Here is a 25,230-nt window from a genome sequence, read left to right on the forward strand (position 1 = left end):
GACGTCAGCGAAACGCAAGAAAAACGCAAGCGGAGCGTCGGCGGGGAAAAGCCGGGTGGTGCGGAATTTACGGCGGTCAGAATGTTTCGCCGATTGCGGACTTCGTGCTGTCGGTGACGTTCTCCGGGTTTCCCCCGCCGCCTCCCCAGGAGAGGAGCTGGGAGGCGAAGCTACCGAACTCCTGGTAGGCCGCCTCCTCCGCGGAGAGGTAATTGTTGCCCGCCAGCGTCAGCGAGAAGGCGACCCGCGCCAGCACGCTGTTCGCCTGGCTCTGGGTGTCGCCGCCCTTGCCGAAGAGGCTCGTCATGCAGGCGTCGAGGCGCTGGAAGAAGACCGCGGCCTCCTCCTGGGTCTGGCCCGCCCAGCCGAGCTGGAGGTCGGTGAGCGACTTGAAGATCTTGGATACCTCGTCACCGAGGTCCGAGACGAGCCCGCCCGCGCCGTCGGGCCCGCCGATCTGCTCCCCGTACGTGCGCAGCGCCTCGCCGTCGACGCTGATGTAGGCGTGCGCGCCACCGACCTGGCCGTAGATGACCGGGATCTCGGGCTGGGGCTGAGGGTCGTTGCTGGGGCTCACCGCTGCTCCTGGGGCCGTACGCGGGAGCGCCACCGCACCAACGGGCAGGAAGGCTCCCTGAGGGATGTACCGGACGCCGACGTCCGCCGTACGACCGGGGTACGGCGGACGCCCTCCGCGTGGGGGGTGCCGTCCGGGCCCACGCGGACCGGACGGCATCCCTGGCGCTACTTGTGGAAGTTCTTCGTGTTCTTGGTCTCGACCTCGTGGTACATGTCGTACGCCGCCTTCATCCGCCGCTTCATCTCGTGCAACAGTGTGACCAGCGTGTCCATGTGGTCGCTGAACTCACGCTGGAGACCGGAGAAGGTCGCGCTGGACGGGGACTGCCAGACGGCCTCGGCGAGCCGGAAGGCTTCCTTCACGGCGGCGATGTCCGCCTCGATGGCGGCGGTGCATCCGCCCACAGTGCCGATGGTGTCGTGGAGCCGGTCCAGCTCGATCCGGAACTCGTTGAGGGTGAAGCTGCGAGAGGCCACACGGTGACTTTAAGTGCATGGATGACTCCGATGCAGGTCCCTCTTTCGACGCCGGTCACGTCACTGATCAGGGGCAATGAGGGTGTCACCGAACGGGGACCTGTCCGTTGCGCACCCGCATTGGATGGGATGGACGGTACCGGCTTCCACCCGGGATGATCATGGCGGAAGGGCAATTGTGGCAGTGGAACCGAAAGACTCCCGGTACGGTCCCCACCGGACGCCCATCAAAACCGATGGCGACGGTTCGGACACGTCGGGCGACGGCGCGCCGCCCCCCGCCGGAGTGGTCCCGCCCACCCTCTCGATGCTCTGGCTGACCCCCGAGACGATCACCACCGAGATGCCGAAGACCGAGGGCGGCGGTGGCGAGAAGACGGTGACCAAGGCGCCGACCCACCCGGCCCTCACCGTCAACATCGGTGGCCTCGCCGACAGCATGGAACTCCTGCGGACCTCCTCCTCCGACCTGGTCACGCAGTACGAGAACCTCAAGACGCTCGTCCTCGCCGCCGACGCCTCGCACACCGTCTTCGGCGAGCAGGCGACCTACAAGGACAACATTCCCAAGCCGCGCCCGAACCAGTACGTGGACAGGCGCAACCCGCACGAGCCGACGTTCTTCGAACCCGACACCGGCCCCATCATCAAGGAGGACCCGGGCGTGCGGCAGGCGGCCGAGAAGTTCGGCCCGGTGATGTACCCCAGCATGAAGAACGTGCTGATGGAGTGCGCCAACTCCATCGAACTGGTCGGCCGGTACATGGTCCTGATGGACCGCGCGGGCACCTACTACGCCCACGCCGACCACTCCTCCGCCTTCCCCGAGCCGACCGGAAAGCCGATCGTGGACGGCTGAGCACACAGGCTTACCGGTACCAACGGGCCGGGTCCCTGCCGACTCCTCGCGGAGCGGTCAGGGGCCCGGCCCGTCCGGTTCGCGGACCGTTCACGGGCGGGCGCGCCGTACGGCGCCCCGCCCATGTCCGTCACCGCGAACCGGTGCCCGACCGCCCGGTCACGCGGGCGCGCAGCTCAGCTGGACCGGCGCGGCGACGTCGTGCGCATGCTGCGTCGCCGCCGTGTGGTCGACCCCGGTGTTGAACATCCGCAGCGTCACATGACCGCTGCGGACCTTGAACGTCCCGGGCGACAGCCACTTTCCGCGGCTGTTGACCTGGTCGATGTCGAATGCGGCGGCGGGGGTGCCGCCGCTGCGGTCGGAGTCGTAGATCGCGTACTTGGCGGGGTGCCCGCCGACGTAGAGGATCTTCGGGTTGTTCGGGATGTACACCGCCAATCGGCAGGTCGCAGCGCCCTTGATCTTGGCGGTGTAGTTGAACTTCCACAGCACGTACTGCGACGCGTCGTACTTCGTCGACGACCCCGACATCGGCAGGGAGACATACCGGCCGGTGCAGCCGGAGCCCGTGTAGCCGCCGGTGCCGGACTTGACCCAGCCGTCCTCCTTCAGGTTGAAGTTGGGGTCCTTCATCCAGAACCCCGCGGTGGGGCTGGACGGGCAGCCGTACCCGGCGAGCGCGGTGAACGCCGGGGCGACGCTGCGGGTCCGGGCCGTGCTGGCGCCGCTCCTGGCGGTGGCGCTGGCCTTCGGGCTCGGCGGGGTGTGCGAGGAGCCCGTCGTGTCCGGGGTTTTCGGCGCGGGTATGTGCTGCTGCCCGTCCGGGGTGAGGTCCTGGCTGCCCGAGCCGCCGCTGGTGCCGCCGCCGATGCCGCCGATGGTTCCGCCGATGGTGCCGCCGGTCCCGGCGCCGCCGGCGGGAGACTCCCGGCCCTTCTCGTGGTGGTCGGCCTTGGCGGTGGCGCCCGCCGGGGCGACCTTGTCGGTTGCCTGGTTCTTCTTGTCGCCCGGGCTGTTGAGCGCGCCGATGGCGAGGGCACCCAGGCTCAGCGCGGCGACGACCGCGATGCCGATCGCCACCAGACGCTTGCCGGGCCTGCCCTGCTCGCCCTCGGAGCGGACGCCTCCCACGAACGCGGAGACGAAGCCGTGCCGGTCCTCCTCCGGCAGACGCCCCGACGCCTCGGCAGCGGGCTGCGGGGACTTTTCCTGGTCAGCCACGTACGTACTCTCCAATTGTCTTGCCGTAAGGGACAGGCGGCAGAATACCGCTCACCGGCAATCGGAAAAGGTCTCCGGGAGAAAATCGAATCACCTCGAACGGTTTGCCTTCCGGGGCCGCGCGGAGCGATTGTGTGATGCCCCGGCGGAACATTGCCGTTCCGTTCCGTCTCAGCGTCGATCCGGGGTACACCGATCGGTGCGGTACGTTGGGGTGCATCGCCTCGTTCCTCCGCTAGTCTGCCGTTCGGGGGATCGGGGAACGACGCGTTGATCTGACGACAGGAATACGCATGTCTAGTTGTGCGCGCATTGTCATTGTCGAGCGCCAGAATCTCGTCCGGTACGGTCTGGAAAGGGCACTTTCCCGGGCTTCGTGGCTTGAGGTGGTCGCCTCGGTCGAGCGCGTGCAGGACCTCCCGCTCGCCCCGGGAGCCGACGCCCCCGACGCCATCCTCTACAGCCCGCCCGCCTACGACCACACGGGGACGGAATCACCGGCGCGGACCCTCGACCGCCTCGTCGCCTGCGCCCCGGTGCTCCTGATATCGGGCTTCGTCCAGCCCTACCGCCTGCTGGGCGCCGTCCGCGCCGGGGTGCTGGGCTGCGTCACCGACCAGGTGGACGACGAGGAGCTGCTGCGCGCCGTCGGCACCGTCGTCACCGGCGGCTTCCACCTCTCCGCCACGCTCGTGCCCCGGCTGCGGAGCGAGCTGGAGCAGCCCGGCGGCATCGAGCCGCGGTCGCTCGCCCGCCGCGAACTGGAGGCCCTGCGCCTGCTCGCCGAGGGATTGACGCACGGCCAGATAGGCCGCCGGATGGGCCTGTCCGAGGCCACGGTCAGTACGTACGTCAAGCGCATCCGGGCCAAGCTCAACGTCGGCAACAAGGCCGACCTCACCCGCACCGCCATCGAGTTGGGGCTGTTGCGCGACCCTCATGCGGTGCTCGGCGCGAGCGCCATGGCGCCGCTGGCCACGCCGGGACGGGCGCCCGGCAGACAGCTCACGGGCCGGGCGTACGCAGGATGAGCGCCGCCATGTCGTCGAGGCCGTCGCCGGGATGGTGGTCGGCGAGGGTGCGGCACAGCTGGTCGACGGGTTCCCGGGCGTGGTGGCGGGCGAGTGCCGCCAGTGCGCGCATCCCCTGGGTCAGGGTTTCGTCGCGGCGTTCGACCAGTCCGTCGGTGTAGAGGATGACCGTGCTGCCCGGCGGCAGCGCGCGGGAGTGGTCGGGCCGGGGCAGGGTGACGTCCACCCGGAGCGGCAGCCCGGGCTCCGCTTCGAGGTAGTGGGTGGCGCCGTCCGGCAGCACCACCAGGGGCGGCGGATGTCCGGCGCTGCTCCACCGCAGCATCCAGCCCCGGTCGACGGGGTCGAGACGGGCCACGCACGCCGTGGTGAGCCGGCCACCGGTCAGATGCATGATGCGGTCCAGCTGCGTCAGGGCTGCGCTCGGCGGGATGCGGCCGTCGAACGTCAGTGCCCGCAGCATGCTGCGGGTCTGGGACATGGCCGCCGCGGCTTCGAGGTCGTGGCCGACGACATCGCCGATGACGGCGATGCACGAGTTGTCGGAGAGCTTCACCGCGTCGTACCAGTCGCCGCCCAGCTGACCGGGCGTACGGGCCGGACGGTAGAGGGCGCCCGCCTCGAACGGCCGGAGGTCCAACAGCTGAGGCAGCAGCAGCCGCTGGAACCGCTCGGCGCTGTTGCGGACCTGGTCGTACAGGCGCGCGTTCTCGATCGCCACCCCGGCCGTCCCCGCGAGCGCCAGGATCACGCCCTCGTCGTGCCGGTCGAACGGCTTCCCGTCCGTCCGGTCGGACAGATAGAGGTTGCCGTAGAACCGGCCGCGTACCGCGATCGCGACGCCGAGCAGGGAGCGGATCGGCGGGTGCCCGGGCGGGAGACCGGCGGAATCCGGGTGGGCGGCGATGTTGTCCACCCGCAGGGGCCGCGGATGGCGGATGAGACGGCCCAGCAGGCCACGGCCCCGGGGCAGTTCCACCCCGGCGAGGCCGGCCTTCTCCTGCGGGGTGAGGCCGAGCGGGATGAACCCGGCGAGCTGCTCGCCGGTGTCGTCCAGGATGCCCATGGCGCCGTAGCGGGCGCCGACCAGCTCCATCGAGGTGCGTACGATCCGCCGCAGCACGGCCGACAGTTCCAGTTCGCCGCTGATGCCGACGACGGCTTCGAGCAACGCCTGGAAGCTGCGCTGGGCGCGCGCCAGATCGTGCATCTGCTCGCCGATGCGGTCCAGGTCCGCGCTGAGCGGCAGGTTGAGCAGCGACATGTACGGGACGTCGTCCGGCTCGTCAGGCGTTGTCTCCTCCCGGTCCTGCGCCACGCCTGCCCCTTGTTCACCGCCGCCGGAACGCGCGAAGGACGCGCTCACCTCGAAATACAGACCATCCCATAAGAGCACATATCGGCTGCATCGCGCCTGGTGTGGGGGGCGGGCTGTGCACCGTCCGGGGTAACGGGACCCGGTGCGGCCCCGCGCCGACGCGTCACTCCCGCGCGCCCCGTCGGCCGGACGTCTCGCGGTGGACCTGCGCCAGGTGATGCTGGAGGCGGGCATGGCGGAACTGGTAGACCGCGCCCGCCTGACGCAGCACACCGCGCCGGTAGGCGTCGTCGAGGAAGGCGACGACGGCCCACGGCAGACGGCCCGTCAGCGGCAGCCAGAGCCGCCCGAGGACGAGCCACTGGCCCCAGGCGGTCAGGGCGAGCGCGTACCCCAGGGCGCCGCCGACCCCGCTGAGCGTGCCGAGGACGAGCCCGGCGGCGGGGCTCCACACCAGCGGACCCAGCGCGCCGCGCAGCAGCGGGACCGCCGCCGCGGCACCGCCTCCGACCAGCGCCCCGAAGGCGGGCGCCCAGACGGCGAGCCGGGCCAGCACCGTCGAGCGGTGGGTGCGCAGCAGGCCCCGCGGATGGGCGGCGGAGCGCAGGTCGAGGGGGCTTTCCACCAGGCCCAGCAGGCAGAAGCTCAGCCCGGCGGCGACGCCGAAGACCAGCCCGTAGAAGATCCCGTCGACGGTCCCGTACCGCAGCCCGTCCGGCCAGCGGAAGCGGTGGTGCATCAGGCCGACCACCAGCCCGTAGCCGCAGCCGAAGACCGCCCCGCCCAGCGTCCCGACGATCAGCCGGGGACCGGCCGTGCCGCGGCGGGCCCCTCCGCCGCCGAGGCGCAGCCGCATGGCGGACGGCGCCACCGGAACGTCCCGGGCCGCGAACATGAGCCAGTACACGAGCCCGAACATCAGCCCGGCCAGGAGTCCCACGAACGCCCCGTCCGCCAGCGGGTACGGGGCGCCGACGGCGGTGGCCAGGGCGGCGTCGGCGACGCCGATGGCCAGGCCCGTCACGAGCGCGGTGACCGCGGTACGGGGGCCGCGCCGCAGCCCGCCGCCCAGCCGCCACCACGCCAGGTCGGGGGTCTCCAGCCGGTTGAGGTGGTGGGCGAGGTGGCCCAGCCAGTGCCGGGCGCGGTCAGGGGCGAAGGTGCGGCGGGGCCGGGCGCCCGGTGCCGACGGCAGCGGATGGCGGTAGACGGTGGGCAGAAAGCTCTCCAGGAGGTGGTCCTCCAGCGCCTCCGGACCGCCGAAACGCTCGCCGTCCAGGAGCTCGGCCGGATCGTGGTCCGGGGTGTCGCTGTAGACGGCGCGGGCGAGCGCGACCATCAGCGGGCTGGTCAGGACGGTGGCGAGCGGCGACGCGGGCCGCTCGCGCAGGGCGGCCAGCACCGGCTCCCAGGCGTTCGCGGCGGGCCGCGCACGGCAGGGCTTACGGGTCGTACGGGGCAGATAGGCGGCCAGGTCGTCGAGGGTGAGGCCGGTGAGGGCGACCGCCGCGGCGGAGGTGAGGACGTCGGTCTCGGCGACCGCGGCGGCGTACTCGGCGGGGCGGCTGGTGAGCAGCAGCGGAAGGGTGGTGGCGTTGAGGGCTTCCAGCGCGGGGCGGCGTAGCCCGGCGGCCATCTCGTCGAATCCGTCCAGCACGGGCAGGACGCGCCCGGACTCGACCAGCGCCGCCGCCAGCGTCGTTCCGCCGGGCCCCTGGGCGGCGTAGCCGGGATGGTCGCGGGTCAGCCGGTCGGCGAGCCAGTCCCGCAGGGTGACGGCCGTCGGGTTCCATGCGCCGATGCTGAAGATCACCGGCACCGGCTCCTCGGCGGTGCGCGACGCGAGATGGTCCAGGACGAACCGGAGCGCCAGCACCGTCTTGCCCGAACCGGACCGCCCCAGCACGACCAGCCGCCCGGACGGCAGCCGCCGGTACAGCGCCGCGATGCCGTCCAGCTGCCCGTCCGTCTCCAGCGGCCCGGCCGCGGCACCGGGCGGGAGGCGGCGGATGTTGGCCCAGTGATCGGCCAGCTCCTCGGGGGCGGCCCGCCACCGGACCGGCAGGGGGAAGGGGTCCTGGATCTGCCGCTGCTCCTCCTCACGGCGCCAGCGGGCGGCCACGGCCGTCGCCAGTTGCTCGGCGGCGTCCGCCGTGGCGTCCGCGGCAGCCGGCGCCACCCGCGCCGCGCCCGCACCTGGGGCCGCGTTCGCGTCCGGGGGCGCGCCCGGGTCTGGGGCCGCACCTGGGTCTGGGGGCGCGCCCGGGACTGGGGGCGCGCCCGCGCCCGCGTCCCGCGCCTCCCACGCGGCGTGCGCCCCCTGCGGCGCCGCCTTCTCCGCGTCCGCCGCCCGCTCCGCGGCCCCGTCCTCGCGAGCGCCGCCCCTCTCGCCGCCCACCGCCGCGCGCTGTAACTCCGCGCGCTCGTCGGGCCCGAGCGGCAGCGCACGGGCCAGCTCCTGGACCGTGGTCATCCGCGGGTTGGCGCGGCTGCCGGTCTCCAGGCCGCGGATGGTGCGGGCGCTCACCCCGGAGCGCTCCGCCAACTCCTCCTGGGTCAGCCCCGTACGGCTCCGCAGCCGCCGCAGCACCTCGCCGAACGCACCGGCCAACTGACGGCCCCTCCCCGTGGGATGACGTCTTGGGACGACGTCTCTTCGCAGGTCGAGGACTGTAGCGCGGCCACCGGCCACATATGGCCGCCTCGGTGTCCTGTCCACGGTTCCTCCACCGGGCCACCGTGAACACCGGCGACGCGCGTGCCCGCAGACGCCCGACGACCGCGCCACGGAACGGGGAAACCACCATGCCGACGACGACCACCACCCACGGACGCCCGGACATCACGCCCCTCACCGCCCGGGAACGCGAGGTGCTCCACGGGCTCGGCTGCGGCCTGGACGACGCCGAGATCGCCGACGCCCTCGGCCTGCCCGTCCCCGCGGTGGCCGCACAACTGGAGGGCATCCTGCGGAAACTGGGACTGCGCAACCGTGCCGCCGCCATCGTCCACGCCTTCGACCGTGGCCTCGTCGTCCCCGGACTCGGCCCCCGCAGACACCGGACGGCACCGGAGGCCGCCCTCCCGGACACGGCGCCCGGACCGCGGCTGCGGATCTCCCTGCTCGGACCGTTGCGGGTGCACCTCGCCGGGCGCCCCGTCGACGTCGGCCCGGTCCGCCAGCAGGCCGTCCTCGCGGCGCTGGCCCTGAAACCGGGCCGGCCGGTCAGCCGACGGGAGCTGCTGGACGACGTCTGGGGACTGGAGTCACCGGACGCGAACGTCGTACCGGTCTACGTCTACCGGCTGCGCAAACCCCTGCGGCTCGGGGAGTGCCCGGACTCGGTGATCCGCCGCGACCGGTACGGCTACGCGCTGGCCCGCGGCGTGGTCGAGGTGGACGTGGCGTGCATGGAGGACGAGGCCACCGCCGCCGCGGCAGCCGCCCGCGCCGGGGAACTGCACGAGGCGGTACGGCGCTGCTCCCGGTCGCTGGAGCTGTTCCGCGGTGAGCCGCTGGCCGGGCTCCCCGGTCCGCTGGCCGAGACGGAACGGATGCGGTTCGCCGAACGCCGGGTCACCCTGGCGCAGCAGCGCGCCGACTGGCTGCTGCGCCTCGGCCGGGTCCCCGACGCGGTCGCCGCACTCACCGCGCTGGCCTCGCAGGAACCACTCAACGAACCGGTCGCCGCCCTCCTGATGCGCGCCCTGCGCCACGGCGGCCGCCGGGCCGAGGCCCTGGCCGTCTTCGACCGCACCGCCCGCCACCTCGCCGACGACCTGCGGGTGCCGCCGGGCGAACTGCTGCTGCGCGCCCGGTGGTCGGTCCTGCGCGGCGACGGCACGGGCACCGGCGGCGACCGGGCGGGTGCCGCGTGACCGGCCGCGGAGGGAGAGCCGCATGACCGGCCACGAAAGGGTGGGTGCCGTGACCGGCAGCGGCCGGGCGGGTGCCGCATGACCGGCTCCGACCGTGCCGAGGAGCTGCAACTCGCCCGCGTCTCCGCGGCCGGCAGCCGCGCCCGCCTCGGCCGGCGCCGCGCCACCTACCGGGCCGCCCCGCCCGGCCCCGCACCCCGCACGGCGCCACGCCGCTCCCTGCGCCGGGCTCTCGCGACGCGTGTACGCCGTCTGCGGAGCCCCGGCGCGCCGGTCGAGGAGGCGGCCCCGCGGCTGGACTTCTACGACCACGGGATGACGGTCGCCACCCACGGTCGGATCCACGCCATCCGCTACGACACGACCGTGGTGCGCCGCCACGGTGCCCTCTCCCCGCAGGGCATCACCCTCGTCCACGTCCTCCGCGACATCGACGGCGGCCAAGTCCTCCTGCACGCCGCCGACTTCGGCGACCCGGAGGCATGGGCCCGCGAGATCCGCCGCGCCGTCACCGGCGCCCAGGTACCGCGCGCCCTGGCCACACTGGCCGGGGGAGGACGGCTCACCTTCGGCCCCGTATGGCTCACCGCGGACGGCATCGGCCGCGGCACCACGTCCCTGCGATGGGACCGGGTCCAACGCGTCGCGAGCGTGAACGGCGCCGTCGCCGTCCGCGTCGCCGGACGGTGGCAGGTGCTGGCGTCCGGACTCCCGTCCCCGTTCGTCCTCCACGCCCTCGCCGCACACCTGGCCACCACCACCGGCGACGGCTGACCCGGCCCCACGCAACCCACCGCAGGCGACGATCCGACGGAGACCGGTATTCCTGTCCGTGGTGGTGCACCTCTTGATTGCCGCGTCCGTGGGTTGCGGGGGCGGTGGCGTCGGCCCCCTCGTCCGAGCCGGGGCGGAGTGCACCGTGTCCGAGCCGGGGCGGAGTGCACCGTTTCCGTCACAGAGTTCCTGACCCGGGTGTCAGGATCGCGTCAGCGCTGGGTAGCGTGGCCGGGTGAGCGAGAAGACCCTGCAGCACCGCATCGACGGCCCCGCCGACGCCCCCGTCCTCGTCCTGGGCGCTTCGTTGGGGACAACATGGCACATGTGGGACAGGCAGATCCCGGAGCTGACCCGTCAGTGGCGGGTCATCCGCTTTGATTTGCCTGGTCACGGTGGTTCGCCCGCCTACCCCGCGTCCTCGGTCGCCGAGCTGGCCGACCGGGTCGCCGCCACCCTCGACGCGCTCGGCGTGGACCGTTTCGGCTACGGCGGCTGCTCCCTCGGCGGCGCCATCGGTACGCAGCTGGCGCTCACCCGCCCGCAGCGCGTCACCTCGCTCGCGCTGGTCTCCTCGTCACCGCGGTACGGCACCGCCGACTCCTGGCGTCAGCGCGGCGTCGTCATCCGTACCAACGGCCTCGACCCGATCGCGCGGACCGCGCCCGAGCGCTGGTTCACCCCGGGGTTCGCCTCCGCTCAGCCCGCCATCGTCGAATGGGCCGTGCAGATGGTGCGGACCACCGACCCGGGCTGCTACATCGCCGCCTGTGAGGCGCTGGCCTCGTTCGACGTCAGATCGTCGCTGGGCAGAGTGGGCGTGCCGACGCTCGTCGTCGCCGGGTCGGAGGACCAGACCACGCCGACCACCGACGCCCGCAGCCTGGTCGCCGGTATCCCGGACGCGAGCCTGGCGCTGGTGCCCGGCACCTCCCACCTCGCCCCGGTCGAACAGCCCGCGGCCATCACCGAACTCCTCATCCGGCACTTCAGCACCGCCTGGCACGACAAGCCGTCCGCGGGCGGGCAGCCGGCGATCGGCACGGCGGCGCCCAAACCGCAGCTGGCGGCGGCCGCGCAGGCCGCGCCCGCCGCCATCGAGGCGGGGCTGGCCCAGCCGGAGGCGGTCCGCGGCAGCGCGTACGAGCGCGGCGCGAAGGTCCGCCGCGAGGTGCTGGGCGACGCCCATGTCGACGCGGTCGAGGAGGCCACCGACGCGTTCTCCGGGGAGTTCCAGGACCTGGTGACCCGCTACGAGTGGGGTGAGACCTGGACGCGGCCGGGCCTGGACCGGCGCACCCGCAGCATCATCACGCTCACCGCGCTGGTCGCGGGGGGCCACCACGGCGACATCGCCGCGCACACCCGCGCCGCGCTCCGCAACGGCCTGACGCCCACCGAGATCAAGGACATCCTGCTGCACACCGCCGTCTACTGCGGTATCCCCGCGGCGCACGCCGCCTTCACCGTCGCGCAGCGGGTGATCCGCGAGGAGACCACGCCGGAGGGCTGAGCCGGGCGCGGCCGGGCCGGGGCGGCAGGATGGCGTCATGGAACTGACGAAGAAGACCCATTCCTGTGTCCGGCTGGAGAAGGACGGGCGGGCGCTCGTCATCGATCCCGGGGTGTTCAGCGAGGAGGACGCGGCCGTAGGGGCCGACGCCCTGCTGGTGACGCACGAGCACGCCGACCACTTCGACGAGGGGCGGCTGCGCGCGGGCCTGGAGGCCAATCCGGCCGCCGAGATCTGGACGCTGGCCGCCGTCGCCGAGCAGCTGTCGGCGGCGTTCCCGGGCCGGGTGCACACCGTCGGCGAGGGCGACACCTTCACCGCCGCCGGTTTCGACATCGAGGTCCACGGCCAGCTGCACGCCGTCATCCACCCCGACCTCCCGCGCATCACCAACGTCGGCTATCTGATCGACGGCACGGTCTTCCACCCCGGTGACGCGCTCACCGTGCCCGAGGGGCGGCAGGTCGACACGCTGCTGCTGCCGGTGCACGCGCCCTGGAACAAGGTGTCCGAGGTCATCGACTACGTCCGCGCGGTCGCGCCCCGCCGGGCCGTCGACATCCACGACAGCCTGCTGCGCGACCACGCCCGGCCGATCTACGACGGCCTGATCGGCAATCTCACCGCCACCGACCACGGCCGCCTGGCGCCCGGCACCGCCACCGGGCCGCTCTGACGCTCCGCGGCCGTTGTCAGTGGTGCGCTGTAGGTTTACCGGCATGCGCATCGCGACCTGGAACGTCAACTCGATCACCGCCCGCCTTCCGAGGCTGCTGGCCTGGCTGGAGAACACCGGCACGGACGTGCTGTGCATTCAGGAGACCAAGTGCTCCCCGGAGCAGTTCCCCGCCGACCAGCTGCGGGAGCTGGGGTACGAGTCCGCGGTCACCGCCACCGGCCGGTGGAACGGCGTGGCGCTGGTCTCCCGGGTCGGCCTGACGGACGTCGTCTCCGGTCTGCCCGGCGGACCGGCGTACGACGGCGCCCAGGAGCCCCGCGCCGTCTCCGCCACCTGCGGCCCGGTCCGCGCCTGGTCGGTCTACGTCCCCAACGGCCGCGAGGTCGACCACGCGCACTACGCGTACAAGCTGGAGTGGCTGGCGGCGCTGCGGACGGCGGTCGCCGGGGACGCGGCGGGCGGCAGCCCGTTCGCCGTCCTCGGCGACTTCAATGTCGCGCCGACCGACGACGACCTGTGGGACCCGGCCGCGTTCGTCGGCCAGACGCACATCACGCCCGCCGAGCGGGAGGCCCTGGCCACCCTGCGGGGCACCGGCCTGAGCGATGTGCTGCCCCGCGCCCTCAAGTACGACCGCCCCTTCACCTTCTGGGACTACCGCGCCCTCGGCTTCCCGAAGAACCGCGGAATGCGCATCGATCTCGTCTACGGCAACGCTCCGTTCGCCGGTGCGGTGTCGGACGCCTATGTGGACCGGGAGGAGCGCAAGGGGAAGGGCGCATCCGACCATGCGCCGGTCGTGGTCGATCTGGATCTCTGAGGAAGCCCGGGGCAGGGGCGCCGGCCCGCCGGCCCGCGCCCCTGCCCCGTATGCCTCACCCCCGGCCCGGCACCAGCTTCCGCAGATCCACCGAGTCGGCGAGCGCCGCGAGGCCCGCGTCGCCCGGGTGGAGATGGTCGCCGCTGTCGTAGGCGGGGAGCATCCGCTGCGGGTGGGCCGGGTCGCGGACCACGGCGTCGAAGTCCAGCACCGCGTCGAACGCCCCGCCGTGGTCGCGCAGCGCCGCGTTGACCGCCTGCCGCCGCGCCTCGACCTCCGCGCTGCAGTCCTGGTAGCCGCCGCAGGGCGTGAGCGTCGCCGCGACGACCCGCAGCCCGTGGGCGTGGGCGCGCCGGGCGAGCGCCCGCAGCCCGTCCACCACCTCCGGTGCCGGGGTGCCCCACCGCACATCGTTGATGCCCTCGAAGAGCACGACGGTACGGGCCGAGGTCTGCGCCAGGACATCGCGCTGCAGCCGGTGCCCGGCGCTCACCCCGCCCAGGTCGTTGCTGATGCCGTCGCCCGGGTAGCGGTCGGTGACCACGCGGTTGGCGGAGATGCCCTGGTTGAGGACGCCGTAGCGGGGGAGGGCGTGCTGCTGCCGGAAGCGGCGGGCGAGGGCGTCGGGCCAGCGGTGGTTGGCGCCGCTGGTCGAGCGGACCCCGTCGGTGATCGAATCGCCCAGCGTCACGATCGCCCCGGGCCCGCCCGCGACGTCCACACCGGTCAGGAACGGCCAGGTGGTGAGGGTTCCGGGGTAGGCGCCGCCGCCCGCGTCGGCGGTGCGGTCACCGGCACCGGACGCGCTGAGGTACGAGGTCTGGGCCGCTTCCTGGTGCACCGGCGCCGCCGTGACCGTCCCCGGCAGATGGACGCTGACCAGCAGATCCCGTCCGGCGGGCACGGGGAAGCCCAGCGGATCGCTGACCGCCTCGGCCCCGGCCGGAACGCGGACGCCGCGCTGCCCGTGACGGAAGGTCAGCCGCCGTGGTGTGCCGTCGGCCGTGGCGCCGTCCCGGCGGACGGCGACGCTCGCGGCGCCGAGGGTGACGGGCGCGGCCGCGAAGGTGTTGGTGAACCGTACGCGGACCCGCTGCCCGCCCGCGCCGGTGTGGACCACCAGCCGCAGCGTCCGGTCCCGCCACGGCCCGACCGCCGTGTAGCCGGAGGTGCTGGTGGCCCAACTCCCCGTCCAGTCACGGTCGTCGCGGCGCACCGCCAGCGCGAAGACGTGCAGCGCCGCGCCGGAGGCGGTGGCCCGCGGCAGCCGTACGGAGGCGACGGCGCGGCCCGGCCGCAGCGGTACGGTCACCGCGTACAGCCGGGCCGGTCCGTCGACGGTGCCGTGCGGGGTGACCAGATGCGGCAGCGCCACCGCCTTGGTGGCGGGCGGGCCGGAGCGCCAGTCGGGGGCGGTCAGCCGGTAGCCGCTCATCGAGCCGTCGCGGTAGCGGACCGTGCCGTTCCCGGTGGCGGGGGCGCCGGTGCCGGTCGCGGCGGTCAGGAAGGTCAGCGCGGAGCCCGTGCCGTCGGCCGCGACGGTCTGGCCGTTCGCCACCACATTGTCGGGCCGCCCCGCGGTGGCGTGTGGCCAGGTCAGCGGGGCGGCGTCGAGGTCCAGGGCGCGGCCCGGCGTCCAGCCGGCCGCCGACAGGTCGGGCGCGGAGAGGGCGTTGCCCGCACCGTCGAAGTTGGCGGCGCCGGGTCCGGAGCCGCCGCCGACCGCGGTGTTGTCGTAGAGGTGCGCCAACGGCAGGGCATGCGCGGCCTGTTGGGCGGAGGTGGTGCGCGTCGTGGCCGCGCTCGCCGTGGCCGCGGGCAGCGTCGCCGCGGTGGTGAGCAGTGCCAGGGCGGTGCACAGATGTCGTATGCGCATCGGTCGTTCCCTCCGTGAGACATGAGGTGCGGGAGGCATGAGGTGCGGGAGACGCCCGCGGCGCCTGTCCGGTACGGCGGCGGGCGGCGGGACGGTGCGGACTTCCCCTGATGCAACGGGCGTTCCGGTGAGAGGTGACGGCTGTCGATCCGGCAGATCAGACCGGAGCGCCGTGAAAGGGAGGAGAAGGGAAGGGGGCGTCGGGATGACGAACGGCGGTCGGCGGTTGCCGCGCGCCTGTGGCGGGGCCCGGTGGGCGGGTGGGACCCTGCACCCCATGAACATGTCTTTCCTGGACAAGTGGCGCAAGGGTTCGGGTGCGCGCCGTACGGCGGTTCCGCTCGCGGACGCGGTGCGCGAGGACTCCGGCGCCATCGCCGAGCTGCTGTCCGAATGCGAGCTGCTCCGCGCCGAGGCCGGGCACGCCGGGGTCGAACTGGATGATTCCGCCGCCTCGTTGGAGGCGCTCGACCAGCTGCAACCGGTGTGGCGGGATGACCCGGAGGCGCTGCCCTGGCTCGGCAACGACGCGGGGCTCTACCTCGGCACGGTCCTCGTACGGACGGTGCCCGGCGCGCGGTGGCGGGTGTGGCCGGACGGGCAGCCGGTGGTGTGCCTGGCGTCCGGCCGGGAGATCGATGTGGTGGCCGCCGGGCACGAATGGGCCGACGACGGGGCGCCGGAACTCTCGCAGATCTATGCGGAGGTCGCGGAGAACTGAGGGGCGGGCCCGGCCTCGTGGCGCTTCGGCCCGGCGCCGCGGTCACGCGCCAACGGCGAGCGGGTCCGGTGACGAGAGGGCCCTGCGCGAGCGGGCCCCGGCGACGGACAGGCGGGCCCAGACCGGCGGATAGCCGGACCCCGGCCCCGCCCCGCTCCCGTACCCCCCAGCCCCCGCTCCGTCGATTCCACTCTCCCCCCACCCCCGTGCGTGTCAGCGGAGAACTGTCGGAAATGTCCCGGTAAGTTGCTCACTCTCCGCTGTACGGATGAGAGTGAGCAGACTGCATGGCCGGTGAGGTGCTGATCGAACTGCGCGGGGTCAACAAGCACTACGGGAAACTCCATGTCCTCCAGGACATCGACCTCACCGTCGGCCGCGGCGAGGTGGTGGTCGTCATCGGCCCCTCCGGATCCGGGAAGTCCACGCTCTGCCGGACCATCAACCGCCTGGAGACCATCGAGTCGGGCACCATCACCCTGGACGGCACCCCGCTGCCCGAGGAGGGCCGGGCGCTCGCCGGGCTCCGCGCCGAAGTCGGCATGGTCTTCCAGTCCTTCAACCTCTTCGCGCACAAGACCGTCCTCGACAACATCACGCTGGCCCCGGTCAAGGTCCGCAAGCAGAAGAGGGACGTGGCCGCCCGGCGCGCCCGCGAACTGCTGGACCGCGTCGGCCTCGCCGCGCACGCCGCCAAGTACCCCGCCCAGCTCTCCGGCGGCCAGCAACAGCGCGTCGCCATCGCCCGAGCCCTGGCCATGGACCCCAAGGCGCTCCTCTTCGACGAGCCGACGTCGGCGCTGGACCCGGAGATGATCAACGAGGTGCTGGAGGTCATGCAGCAACTCGCCCGGGACGGGATGACGATGGTCGTCGTCACGCACGAGATGGGGTTCGCCCGCTCCGCCGCCAACCGCGTGGTGTTCATGGCCGACGGCCGCATCGTCGAGGACCGCACGCCCGAGGACTTCTTCACCGCGCCGCGCAGCGAACGGGCCCGCGACTTCCTCTCCAAGATCCTCAAGCACTGAACGGGGGCGCGAAGATGCCGAACTCCCACCGGCGGCGCCCACGCCGCACCGCCGTCGTCCTGCTGCTCGCCGTGCTCGCCCTGGCCGTCGCCGCCTGCGGCCGGGAGGGCAGCCCGCCCGCCAAGGGCCCGAGTGCCGAACAACTGCCGCACTACGCCGTGGACACCGGCTTCCGGCTGCCCGACTCGCCCACCTGGCGTCGGGCCGAGCGCCGCGGCCACCTCGTCATCGGCGTCAAGGAGGACCAGCCCTACCTGGGCGAGCGCGACCCCTCCACCGGCCGCTACTCCGGCTTCGACATCGAGATCGCCAGGATGATGTCCGCCTCCCTGGGCTTCGACCCGGCCACCATCGACTTCAAGACCATCTCCTCCGCCAACCGCGAGACCGCCCTGCAGAACGGCCAGATCGACCTCTACGTCGGCACGTACACCATCAACGCGATGCGGAAGAAGCAGGTCGGCTTCGCCGGGCCGTACTACATGGCCGGGCAGGGGCTGCTGGTGCGGGCCGGTGAGGACGACATCAACGGCCCGGAGGACCTGGCCGGACGGCGCGTCTGCTCGGCCGCCGGATCGACGCCCTACCAGCGCATCAAGGCCGACTACCCCAAGGCGGTCCTCGTCGCGTACGACACCTACTCCATCTGCGTCGACAACCTCCTCACCTACCAGGTCGACGCGGTGACCACGGACGACGCGATCCTGCTGGGCTACGCGGCGAAGGCGCCCGACGAGCTGAAAGTCGTCGGCAGGCCCTTCTCGAAGGAGCCCTACGGGATCGGCGTCCCCCGCGCAGACACCGCGCTGCGGATGGCGCTCAACGACGCGCTCGCCGCCCGGCAGCGGAACGGTGACTGGAAGAAGGCGTTCGAGGCGACCCTCGGCCTGTCCGGGGCACCGGCGCCGAAGCCGCCGCCGATCGACCGCTACCCGGGCTGAGAAGGAACCGACCGATGAACGTTCTCCTCGACAACCTCTCGCTCTACGGCAAGGGCCTGCTCGGCACCGTCGAACTCACCGTCTACGCCTCGCTGCTCGCGCTCGCCCTCGGCCTGCTGATGGCCGGATTCCGGGTCGCGCCCGTCGCCTCGCTCCGCGTCTTCGGCACGGCCTGGGTGACGGTGCTGCGCAACACCCCGCTGACCCTGCTGTTCTTCGCGGTGGTGCTGGGGCTGCCGCGGTTCGGTCTGGTGCTGCCGTTCACGCTGTTCGCCATCCTCGCGCTGGGCTGCTACACCTCGGCGTTCATCTGCGAGGCGGTCCGCTCGGGCATCAACACCGTGCCGAAAGGCCAGGGCGAGGCGGCCCGCAGCCTGGGCATGACCTTTCCGCAGACCCTCGGGGACGTGGTGCTGCCGCAGGCGTTCCGCTCGGTGATCCCGCCGATCGGCTCGACGCTGATCGCGCTGGCAAAGAACTCCGCCATCGCCGGCTCGTTCAGCGTCGTCGAACTGCTCGGCACCTACAAGACCCTCAACGAGCTGGGCTACAGCATCGTCTGGTCGTTCATCTGGATCGCCGTCGGCTATCTGCTGGTGACCCTGACCATCAGCGCGGTCTTCAACGTGCTGGAGAAGCGCTGGGGAGTCGCCCGATGACCACCGTCCTCTACGACGCCCCCGGCCCGCACACCCGAAGCCGTCACCGCGTCTACGGCATCGCCGCCACCGCCGCGCTGCTGGCGCTGGTCGGCTGGGTGCTGTATCTCCTCTTCGACACCGGCCAGTTCACCGCCGCGAAGTGGACGCCCTTCCTCTACAAGGGAATTCAGGAACTGCTGCTGAAGGGCCTCGGCAACACCCTCAAGGCGTTCGCCTACGCGGCGGTGCTGTCGCTGGTGCTCGGCGGGGTGCTGGCGGCCGGGCGGCTCTCCGACCACCGTGCGGTGCGCTGGGTGTGCACGCTGCTGGTGGAGTTCTTCCGCGCCATGCCGGTCCTCGTGATGATCTTCTTCGTCTATGTGGCGCTCCAGGCGGAGCCGCTGATCGCGCTGGTCAGCGGGCTCACCCTCTACAACGGCTCGGTGCTCGCCGAGGTCTTCCGTACGGGCGTGAACACCGTCGAACGCGGCCAGGGCGAGGCGGCGCGCGCGCTCGGGATGCGCAAGACGCAGGCCATGACGTATGTGCTCGTCCCCCAGGCGGTCCGGGCGATGCTGCCGACGATCATCAGCCAGCTGGTGGTCGCGCTGAAGGACACCTCGCTGGGCTTCCTCATCACGTACGAGGAGTTCCTGCACGCGGGCAAGCTGATCGCGTCCAACCTCGACTACGACCTGCCGTTCATCCCCGTCGTCATGATCATCTCGCCGATCTACATCGGCCTGTGCATGCTGCTGTCCGCGCTCGCCACCTGGGTCTCCCGGCGACAGCGGCGCAACCCCAAGGTGGAGGCCGCCGAGGTCGGGCCGCCGGAGCCGGGCACGCTGCTGCCCGGCGCCGGACAGCACCCGGGGGCGCGCCCGGGGGGGGGGCGCCGGCGGGGGGGGGGCGCGCGCGCCCCCGCCCCCGGGCGGGGGGGGGGGGGCGGCGGGGGGCCCGGCCGCGGCACCGGCCCTCCCGGGTCAGCGCAGGCGGAGCGGGAGCGCCGTCAGCCGCCAGCTGGACGGCAGCGGGACGCGCTCCAACTCCTCGGGCGCGACGGCCAGCGCCAGGTCCGGGTAGTGCGCCAGCAGCCCGGTGAACGCCACCTCGCCCTCCTGGCGGGCCAGCGTGGCGCCGAGGCAGTAGTGCATCCCGTGGCCGAAACCGACGTGGTTCTCGGCCTGGCCCGCCGGGTGACGGGTGAGGTCCAGCCGGTCGGGGTCGTCGTAGTGGCGCGGGTCGAAGTTGGCGGCGACCAGCATCAGCTGGAGCGCGTCCCCCTTGGCGATCCGCACCCCGGCCAGCTCGACGTCCTCGGTGGCGTACCGCAGCTGGGTGCCCTGGATGGGGCCGCACCAGCGCATCAGCTCATGCACCGCGCGGGGCGCGAGCTCCGGGTCCTCGCGCAGCAGCCGCAGCTGGCCGGGGTGGGTGAGCAGGGCGGCGGTGCCGTTGCTGATCAGATGGGCGGTGGTTTCGTGACCGGCCAGGACCAGCGTGAGCACCATGGTGACCATCTCGACGTCGCTGAGCCGGTCGCCGTCCTCGTCGTGCGCCCGGATCAGATCGCTGAGCAGATCGTCGGTGAGCGCGTCGCGGCGGTGCCGGATCAGATCGTGGATGTGCTCGATCATCGACGGCATCGAGCGCCCCAGCCGCCCCGGCTCCAGCGAGACCAGATCGGCGCCCCAGGTGCGCCACTGTGCCCGGTCCTCCTCCGGGATGCCGACGAGTTCGCAGATCACGGTGATCGGCAGCGGGTAGGCGAAGTGCTCGACGAGGTCGACGACACCGTCCTCGGCGTGCTCGGGCAGGCGGCGCAGCAGATCGTCCGCGATCGCCTCCACCCGCGGCCGCAGCGCGCTGATCCGGCGCGCGGTGAAGGCGCGCGAGACCAGACGGCGCAGCCGGGAGTGGTCCGGCGCGTCCTTGTTGAGGATGGAGTCCGCGAAGTACTCGTTCATCTCCTCGGGGAGGCCGAACGTCTCCAACGTCCGCGACAGCGGGTCCTCGCCCTCGTCGCTGCCGCGGGCGTGCGCACGGTCGTTGGCGAACCGCGGGTCCCGCAGCACCTCGCGGACCTCGTCGAAGCGGGTGACGAACCAGATCGGCGAGTCGTCTATGAAGCGGCCGCGGACGACCGGCCCCTTCTCGCGCAGTGCGCCGAAGCCGCCGAACGGGTCGTGCAGCAGCGCCGGTTCCATGACATTGGGCTCGCCCGGGTGCTTCCCGACGTGCGCGGTGAGCGCGGCGGGCGCCGTGGTCCGGTCGGTGGACGTCTTCGCTGACATCGTGTTCTCCTCCGGTCGGGAGTCAATCGCGTAGCTGGCGGCGCATTTCCTCGGCGCTGAGCTGGGCGATGTGTTCGTACAGCGCGGTGACCGCGGGCGCGGCCAGGGCCGCGGCTGCCCGGACGCCGGGCAGGTCGCCCGGGTCGGTGACGGAGCCGGCGGGGGTCTCCAGCGCGGCTCGCAGCGTGCGGGCGAGAAGGGCGGCGTGGCTCTCGGCGGTCTCCGGGGCGCGCCCGTCGAGCAGCACCTCGCTGGTGAAGAAACCGCTGATGATTGCCGTGAACGTGTACAGCTGGTCGGTGGTGGCCAGATCGTCGCGGACCAGACCGTGGGTACGCAGGATCTCCAGATGGCTCAGGACGGCCCCGTTGGTGTGGTCCATCAGGTCGGCGAGTTCCGCGGCGGCGATGTCGTTGAGGCGGCCCAGGACGTTGGTGTCGTCGGTGTGCAGGGCGCGCAGCACCGGACTCGTCAGGAAATCGTGGAAGTAGCCGCGCGCCATCCGGCTGGGCAGCACCTCCAGCGGACACTCCCGCTGCCGCGCCAACTGCCGCTGGAGCGCGGCGTTCTTGCTGTCCAGGAGGACCGCGAGCAGCAGTGCGTCCTTGGTCTTCCAGTGCAGGTAGACGGTGCCTTTGCCGACCCCGGCGCAGCGGGCGATCTCGTCGATCGTCACCCGCCGGTAGCCCCAGGCCACCAGGAGTTCCCCCGCCACGCGAAGAATCCGCTCCCCGCGCCCCGGCCGCTCCATCGCCGCACCCCCGCACCGCGTCGTGACCAGATTTCTCTTCCGGTCATGGCGTCAAAGGTACGGCGGCGCCCCGTCCCTGGACAGTCAACTTCCGGCCATGCCGGGCGTGTTGGGGGTGCCGGGGTGAGCGGGAGCGGCCGGGCTGTCGTTCAAAGTCCCAGATCGGGGCCGAAGACCTCGTAGTGCAGGTCGGCCGGGCGCACGCCCGAGGCCAGCAACTGTGCGCGGGCCGCCTTCATGAACGGCACCGGCCCGCACAGATACGCGATCGTGCCGGGCGGGATTTCCAGCGCGCCGAGATCGATCAGCCCCTGCCGGACGGTCGGCGTCCGGTCGGGGCCTGCGGCGTCCGCCGCGCCCGGACCGGCGGTGTCTGCCTGGTCGCCGGTCGCCTGGTCGCCGGTCGCCCGGTCGTCGATCGCCAGGCCGCCGGTCGCCAGGCCGCCGGTTGCCGCGGCATCGGGCTCCGGCCGCTCGTACCAGACCTCCGCCGTCGCGTTCGGCAGCTTGTCGACGAGGTGGTGGAGATCGTCGCGGAAGGCGTGGGTGGTGGGGGTGCGGTCGGCGTGGGCGGCGATGATGCGGCGCGGGGAACCGGCGGCGGCGAGATGGGCCAGCATGCCGATGGCCGGGGTGCAGCCGATGCCGGCGGTCGCGAAGAGCAGCGGCCCGTCACCCTCGTCCAGGACCACCTCGCCGAAGGGTGCGCTCACCCGCAGGGTGTCGCCCTCGTGGACGTGGTCGTGCAGATGGCCGGAGACCTCGCCCGCCGGAGTCGCGACGCCCGGCGCGGGCTCGCCTCCGGGCACCCGCTTCACCGAGAACTGGAGCCCGCCGTCCGGCTGCCCCGAGAGGCTGTACTGCCGTATCTGGTGTGCCCCGTCGGCGAGTTCGACCTGTACGGAGACGTACTGACCGGGGCGGGAGGGCGGTACGGGCTTCCCGTCGGCGGGCCGGACGAAGAAGGTCGCGACCTCGTCGGTCTCCGCCACCCGTCCGGCGACCCGGTAGGTGCGCCAGGTGTCGCCGTCCGGTGTGCCGGCCGCCGCGTACAGCCGTCGTTCGGCCGCGATCAGACCGTTCGCCATCAGCCAGTACACCTCGTCCCAGGCGGCGGCGACCTCGTCGGTCACCGCGTCGCCCAGCACCTCGGCCAGGGCGGCGAAGAGGTGGGTGCGGACGATCGGGTACTGGTCCTCGCGGACGCCGAGGGAGGCGTGCTTGTGCGCGATGCGGTCGAGGAGGGCGTCCGGTCGTTCGTCGGGGTGGTCCAGGAGGTGCCCGGCGAACGCCGCGATGGACCCGGCGAGCGCCTCGCGCTGGCTGCCGTCGGCCTGGTGGGCGCGGTTGAACAGATCGCGCAGCAGCTCCGGGTGGGCGGCGAACAGCTTCTCGTAGAAGAGCGGGGCGACCTCGCCGATGGCGGCGGCCACGGCGGGCAGGGTGGCGCGGACGGTCTCAGCCGATTTCGGCGACAACATGGAGGACTCCTGCCTTTCGGGAGGACGGGGAAGAGGGGGGAGGTGGGGAGAAAGGGGGCGGGCGAGGGGGAGTTGGTGGGCGCCCGGGGCTTAAATATGCATGTGAGATGCGTATTTTTGGCCAAGAGGGGATGCCGGTAGGGGTGGTGGAGGGTGGTGGGGTGGGTGGGTCAGGCTGGTCGGCTCCGGGGCGGAGCGGGTCCCGCATCCGGCCCGGCGGGGTGAAGTGGCGAACTGCCTCGGGCCCGCACGGCCGCCCTCAGTCAGGCGGCCGGGGGGAGAGGCTGATCAGCAGTGGCCCGGTCGGCGACTCCACCAGGTCGTTGATCGACAGCGGGTCGAGGGAGGTGTAGAACGCCTCCTGGGCCGTGTGCAGGGCGCCGCGCAGACGGCAACCGCCGCGTAGCGGGCAGCCCGGGCCGTCCTCGCAGCCGACGACGTCATGGACGCCCTCCAGCTCCCGGACGAGACGCCCGAGCGAGGCGGTGCGTCCCGTGTCGGTCAAGGTCAGGCCGCCGCCCCGCCCGCGTCGCGCCTCGACCGCGCCGAGGTGCTGGAGCTTGCTGACGACCTTGGCCGCGTGGGTGTAGGGGACGTCGACCGCGGCGGCCACCTCGCGGGTGGTCGGCGCGTCGCTGCTGTCGCCGATGACTGCCAGGCGCATGGCGATACGCAGGGCGATGTCGGTGCTCTTGGTGAGTCGCACGGTCCCCACCGTACAGAAGTTGCATCTCCCATACCAATTTCAAAAGCCGTGGCCGGAGCGGCGGTGCGGGGCGTGTGGCTCAATCCCGGCGGGCCCGTGCGGATCTTCTTTGACGCGTGGAGCAGGGCCTCCATACCGTCGATCACGCGTCGGTCGGTGGGGGTGCGGACCGCGGCGGGGGAGTGCGCGTGAGGTGGTTCACGGCGGCGCCCGGCGTGACGGCGAGGCCACGGCGGCCGACGGATTTCGTGGCCACCGTCAAGAGGGCCACCGTCAAGAGAATGAGGATTTCCGCATGCGCGTTCTGTGTACCTCGACCGGTTCGCCGTCCCACGGCCGGGCCATGCTCCCGCTGGCCCGCGCGCTGGCCGGGGCCGGACACGCGGTCACCGTCGCCTCGACCCCCGAGATGGCGCCCGTCTTCCGCGACGACGCCGTCACCCTCGAACCCCGCCTGGCGTCGCCGCCGATCCCCGGCCCGCTCGACGCGGACGCCGGACCCGACGCGGAGCCGGGGAACGTGACCCCCGGGGACGGCCACATCCAGATGATGCTGGCCCGGCTCACCGGCGATCATGCCCACGCGATGTACGGCGTGCTGGCGGAGCTCGCCGCCGGGGTCCGTCCCGATGTGATCATCCGGGACGGGATGGACATGGCCGGGATCGTGCTCGCCGAGCGGCTCGGCATCCCGCATCTGCCGATCCCGTCCGGGCTGGTCAACATGGTCGATCCGGCGCAGCTGCTGCCGGACCTCAACCGGCTGCGCCGGGATCTGGGCCTGCCCGAGCAGGAGGACGCCGCGTCGTTCCATCCGTACGGCAGGTTCGACTATCTGCCCGAGGAGTACGCGTTCGCCCGGTTCCCCGCGCCCGTACGGGCCTACCGGCAGACCACGCTGGTGGACCGCACGGACGGGCTGCCGGGCTGGGTGACCGACCTCCCCGCGGACCGGCCGCTGGTGTTCGCGGCCATCGGCACCGCGCTGCCCATGATCCTCGCGATGAGGGAGCGCGGCGTCGAGCTGCTGCCCGGGATGACGCACCCGGAGGAGATGCTGCGGGCGACCGTCGAGGCGCTGTCCCGGCTGCACTGTTCGGCGATCGTGGCGACCGGCGGCGTCCCGCTCGACGGTGTCGAGCCCGCCCCGCACGTCCGGCTCGTCGACCGCCTCGCCCAGCCGCTGCTGCTGGAGTGCGCCGACCTGTTCGTGACCCACGGCGGCTACAACAGCGTCCGCGAAGCGGTGCGTACGGGGACGCCGATGGCGGTGCTGCCGAACTTCGGCGACCAGCCCCACAACGCCGCGCGCGTGGCCGAACTGGGCCTGGGGCGGCACGTCACCGAGACCACCCCGGACGCCGTTGCCGCAGCCTGCCAGGACCTGCTGGAGGACCGGGACGTCGCCACCCGCGTCCGCCGTGCGCACCGCGCGGCGCTTGCCCTGCCGGAGGTCGGTCAGGTCGCGGCGGACCTGGAGAAGCTGGTGCGGCAGGCACGCTGAACCGGCCGCGCCGCCGGACCCGTTGACGTACACGGGTCCGGGGGGGCCCGCGGGGGGCCGGGGGCCCCACGGCCCCCGCCCCGGCTGGCGCTCGCGGGCGCCGGCCGCCCCGGCGCGCCCCGACACGCCCC

General features: G+C 72.9%; 22 protein-coding genes and 1 pseudogene. 13 read left to right on the forward strand and 10 right to left on the reverse strand.

Annotated features, from left to right (window positions below; all coding sequences use genetic code 11):
* Nucleotides 1-76: 76 nt before the first annotated feature.
* Nucleotides 77-577 (reverse strand): WXG100 family type VII secretion target, encoded by a 501-nt coding sequence (locus ACFWWQ_RS00215; RefSeq protein WP_384587560.1) that lies wholly within the window; start codon nt 575-577, stop codon nt 77-79.
* Nucleotides 578-744: 167 nt separating this feature from the next.
* The gene (locus ACFWWQ_RS00220; RefSeq protein ID WP_143939703.1) at nt 745-1,056 is read right to left on the reverse strand and encodes a WXG100 family type VII secretion target; all 312 of its coding nucleotides are present in this window, start codon (nt 1,054-1,056) and stop codon (nt 745-747) included.
* 184 nt (nt 1,057-1,240) lie between these two features.
* Here ACFWWQ_RS00220 and ACFWWQ_RS00225 point away from each other — a divergent pair, with 184 nt between their 5' ends.
* Nucleotides 1,241-1,915, forward strand: coding sequence for a hypothetical protein (locus ACFWWQ_RS00225; RefSeq protein WP_384587564.1), 675 nt, complete (start codon nt 1,241-1,243; stop codon nt 1,913-1,915).
* A 159-nt stretch (nt 1,916-2,074) separates the two neighbouring features.
* Here ACFWWQ_RS00225 and ACFWWQ_RS00230 read toward each other — a convergent pair whose 3' ends face one another.
* Nucleotides 2,075-3,139, reverse strand: a complete 1,065-nt coding sequence (locus ACFWWQ_RS00230; protein WP_384587566.1) for a hypothetical protein — start codon at nt 3,137-3,139, stop codon at nt 2,075-2,077.
* A gap of 407 nt (nt 3,140-3,546) precedes the next feature.
* On the opposite strand from ACFWWQ_RS00230, the gene ACFWWQ_RS00235 reads away from it, so the two are divergent.
* Nucleotides 3,547-4,170 carry a response regulator transcription factor gene (locus ACFWWQ_RS00235; RefSeq protein ID WP_384587569.1) on the forward strand — a complete coding sequence of 208 codons (624 nt, stop codon included), beginning with the start codon at nt 3,547-3,549 and terminating at the stop codon, nt 4,168-4,170.
* Here the strand turns inward: ACFWWQ_RS00235 and ACFWWQ_RS00240 are convergent.
* Complete coding sequence (locus ACFWWQ_RS00240; RefSeq protein ID WP_384588137.1) at nt 4,145-5,434, reverse strand: PP2C family protein-serine/threonine phosphatase; 1,290 nt, start codon at nt 5,432-5,434, stop codon at nt 4,145-4,147. The genes ACFWWQ_RS00235 and ACFWWQ_RS00240 overlap by 26 nt on opposite strands.
* 217 nt (nt 5,435-5,651) lie before the next feature.
* Nucleotides 5,652-8,099, reverse strand: coding sequence for a helix-turn-helix domain-containing protein (locus ACFWWQ_RS00245; RefSeq protein WP_384587572.1), 2,448 nt, complete (start codon nt 8,097-8,099; stop codon nt 5,652-5,654).
* 194 nt (nt 8,100-8,293) lie between these two features.
* Between ACFWWQ_RS00245 and ACFWWQ_RS00250 the strand changes: the two genes are divergently transcribed.
* From ACFWWQ_RS00250 to ACFWWQ_RS00270, 5 genes are all read left to right on the forward strand, one after another.
* Complete coding sequence (locus ACFWWQ_RS00250; protein ID WP_384587575.1) at nt 8,294-9,367, forward strand: BTAD domain-containing putative transcriptional regulator; 1,074 nt, start codon at nt 8,294-8,296, stop codon at nt 9,365-9,367.
* A gap of 78 nt (nt 9,368-9,445) precedes the next feature.
* Nucleotides 9,446-10,141, forward strand: coding sequence for a hypothetical protein (locus ACFWWQ_RS00255; protein WP_384587578.1), 696 nt, complete (start codon nt 9,446-9,448; stop codon nt 10,139-10,141).
* 235 nt (nt 10,142-10,376) lie between these two features.
* Nucleotides 10,377-11,654 (forward strand): 3-oxoadipate enol-lactonase, encoded by a 1,278-nt coding sequence (pcaD, locus tag ACFWWQ_RS00260; protein ID WP_384587581.1) that lies wholly within the window; start codon nt 10,377-10,379, stop codon nt 11,652-11,654.
* Nucleotides 11,655-11,691: 37 nt separating this feature from the next.
* Entirely contained in the window at nt 11,692-12,330 is a 639-nt protein-coding gene (locus ACFWWQ_RS00265; RefSeq protein WP_384587584.1) for an MBL fold metallo-hydrolase, read from the forward strand.
* Between the two features lie 43 nt (nt 12,331-12,373).
* Nucleotides 12,374-13,153 (forward strand): exodeoxyribonuclease III, encoded by a 780-nt coding sequence (locus ACFWWQ_RS00270; RefSeq protein ID WP_384587587.1) that lies wholly within the window; start codon nt 12,374-12,376, stop codon nt 13,151-13,153.
* A 55-nt stretch (nt 13,154-13,208) separates the two neighbouring features.
* Here the strand turns inward: ACFWWQ_RS00270 and ACFWWQ_RS00275 are convergent, their stop codons facing one another.
* The gene (locus ACFWWQ_RS00275) at nt 13,209-15,029 is read right to left on the reverse strand and encodes a GDSL-type esterase/lipase family protein (RefSeq protein ID WP_384587590.1); all 1,821 of its coding nucleotides are present in this window, start codon (nt 15,027-15,029) and stop codon (nt 13,209-13,211) included.
* A gap of 277 nt (nt 15,030-15,306) precedes the next feature.
* Between ACFWWQ_RS00275 and ACFWWQ_RS00280 the strand changes: the two genes are divergently transcribed.
* The 5 genes and pseudogenes from ACFWWQ_RS00280 to ACFWWQ_RS00300 form a co-directional block, all read left to right on the forward strand.
* Nucleotides 15,307-15,750 (forward strand): DUF6278 family protein, encoded by a 444-nt coding sequence (locus ACFWWQ_RS00280; protein ID WP_384587593.1) that lies wholly within the window; start codon nt 15,307-15,309, stop codon nt 15,748-15,750.
* A 287-nt stretch (nt 15,751-16,037) separates the two neighbouring features.
* Nucleotides 16,038-16,781 (forward strand): amino acid ABC transporter ATP-binding protein, encoded by a 744-nt coding sequence (locus ACFWWQ_RS00285; protein WP_384587596.1) that lies wholly within the window; start codon nt 16,038-16,040, stop codon nt 16,779-16,781.
* A 14-nt stretch (nt 16,782-16,795) separates the two neighbouring features.
* Complete coding sequence (locus ACFWWQ_RS00290; protein ID WP_384587599.1) at nt 16,796-17,722, forward strand: glutamate ABC transporter substrate-binding protein; 927 nt, start codon at nt 16,796-16,798, stop codon at nt 17,720-17,722.
* Nucleotides 17,723-17,736: 14 nt separating this feature from the next.
* On the forward strand, nt 17,737-18,381 hold the full coding sequence (locus ACFWWQ_RS00295) for an amino acid ABC transporter permease (RefSeq protein ID WP_384587602.1): 645 nt from the start codon (nt 17,737-17,739) through the stop codon (nt 18,379-18,381).
* Nucleotides 18,378-19,220, forward strand: a pseudogene (locus ACFWWQ_RS00300) (amino acid ABC transporter permease); the annotation flags it as partial. The gene ACFWWQ_RS00295 and the pseudogene ACFWWQ_RS00300, both read left to right, overlap by 4 nt.
* Before the next feature lie 126 nt (nt 19,221-19,346).
* Here ACFWWQ_RS00300 and ACFWWQ_RS00305 read toward each other — a convergent pair.
* From ACFWWQ_RS00305 to ACFWWQ_RS00320, 4 genes are all read right to left on the reverse strand, one after another.
* Nucleotides 19,347-20,657 (reverse strand): cytochrome P450, encoded by a 1,311-nt coding sequence (locus ACFWWQ_RS00305; RefSeq protein WP_384587605.1) that lies wholly within the window; start codon nt 20,655-20,657, stop codon nt 19,347-19,349.
* Between the two features lie 22 nt (nt 20,658-20,679).
* Entirely contained in the window at nt 20,680-21,372 is a 693-nt protein-coding gene (locus ACFWWQ_RS00310; RefSeq protein WP_384587608.1) for a TetR/AcrR family transcriptional regulator, read from the reverse strand.
* A 185-nt stretch (nt 21,373-21,557) separates the two neighbouring features.
* Entirely contained in the window at nt 21,558-22,889 is a 1,332-nt protein-coding gene (locus tag ACFWWQ_RS00315; protein ID WP_384587611.1) for a globin domain-containing protein, read from the reverse strand.
* Between the two features lie 259 nt (nt 22,890-23,148).
* Entirely contained in the window at nt 23,149-23,595 is a 447-nt protein-coding gene (locus tag ACFWWQ_RS00320) for an RrF2 family transcriptional regulator (protein ID WP_384587614.1), read from the reverse strand.
* 295 nt (nt 23,596-23,890) lie between these two features.
* Between ACFWWQ_RS00320 and ACFWWQ_RS00325 the strand changes: the two genes are divergently transcribed.
* A complete protein-coding gene (locus tag ACFWWQ_RS00325) occupies nt 23,891-25,099 on the forward strand; it encodes a glycosyltransferase (protein WP_384587617.1) in 1,209 nt (402 codons plus the stop codon).
* Nucleotides 25,100-25,230 lie beyond the last annotated feature (131 nt).

This window comes from Streptomyces sp. NPDC059080, assembly GCF_042739975.1.
Classification (GTDB): domain Bacteria; phylum Actinomycetota; class Actinomycetes; order Streptomycetales; family Streptomycetaceae; genus Streptomyces; species Streptomyces benahoarensis.

What these genes read in the sequence shown, in the direction of transcription:
- ACFWWQ_RS00240 (WP_384588137.1), bottom strand. Translation starts at nt 5,434, where the DNA reads ATGTCGCTGCTCAACCTGCCGCTCAGCGCGGACCTGGACCGCATCGGC.
- ACFWWQ_RS00250 (WP_384587575.1), top strand. Translation starts at nt 8,294, where the DNA reads ATGCCGACGACGACCACCACCCACGGACGCCCGGACATCACGCCCCTC.
- ACFWWQ_RS00255 (WP_384587578.1), top strand. Translation starts at nt 9,446, where the DNA reads ATGACCGGCTCCGACCGTGCCGAGGAGCTGCAACTCGCCCGCGTCTCC.
- ACFWWQ_RS00265 (WP_384587584.1), top strand. Translation starts at nt 11,692, where the DNA reads ATGGAACTGACGAAGAAGACCCATTCCTGTGTCCGGCTGGAGAAGGAC.
- ACFWWQ_RS00270 (WP_384587587.1), top strand. Translation starts at nt 12,374, where the DNA reads ATGCGCATCGCGACCTGGAACGTCAACTCGATCACCGCCCGCCTTCCG.
- ACFWWQ_RS00275 (WP_384587590.1), bottom strand. Translation starts at nt 15,029, where the DNA reads ATGCGCATACGACATCTGTGCACCGCCCTGGCACTGCTCACCACCGCG.
- ACFWWQ_RS00280 (WP_384587593.1), top strand. Translation starts at nt 15,307, where the DNA reads ATGAACATGTCTTTCCTGGACAAGTGGCGCAAGGGTTCGGGTGCGCGC.
- ACFWWQ_RS00285 (WP_384587596.1), top strand. Translation starts at nt 16,038, where the DNA reads ATGGCCGGTGAGGTGCTGATCGAACTGCGCGGGGTCAACAAGCACTAC.
- ACFWWQ_RS00290 (WP_384587599.1), top strand. Translation starts at nt 16,796, where the DNA reads ATGCCGAACTCCCACCGGCGGCGCCCACGCCGCACCGCCGTCGTCCTG.
- ACFWWQ_RS00295 (WP_384587602.1), top strand. Translation starts at nt 17,737, where the DNA reads ATGAACGTTCTCCTCGACAACCTCTCGCTCTACGGCAAGGGCCTGCTC.
- ACFWWQ_RS00305 (WP_384587605.1), bottom strand. Translation starts at nt 20,657, where the DNA reads ATGTCAGCGAAGACGTCCACCGACCGGACCACGGCGCCCGCCGCGCTC.
- ACFWWQ_RS00315 (WP_384587611.1), bottom strand. Translation starts at nt 22,889, where the DNA reads ATGTTGTCGCCGAAATCGGCTGAGACCGTCCGCGCCACCCTGCCCGCC.
- ACFWWQ_RS00325 (WP_384587617.1), top strand. Translation starts at nt 23,891, where the DNA reads ATGCGCGTTCTGTGTACCTCGACCGGTTCGCCGTCCCACGGCCGGGCC.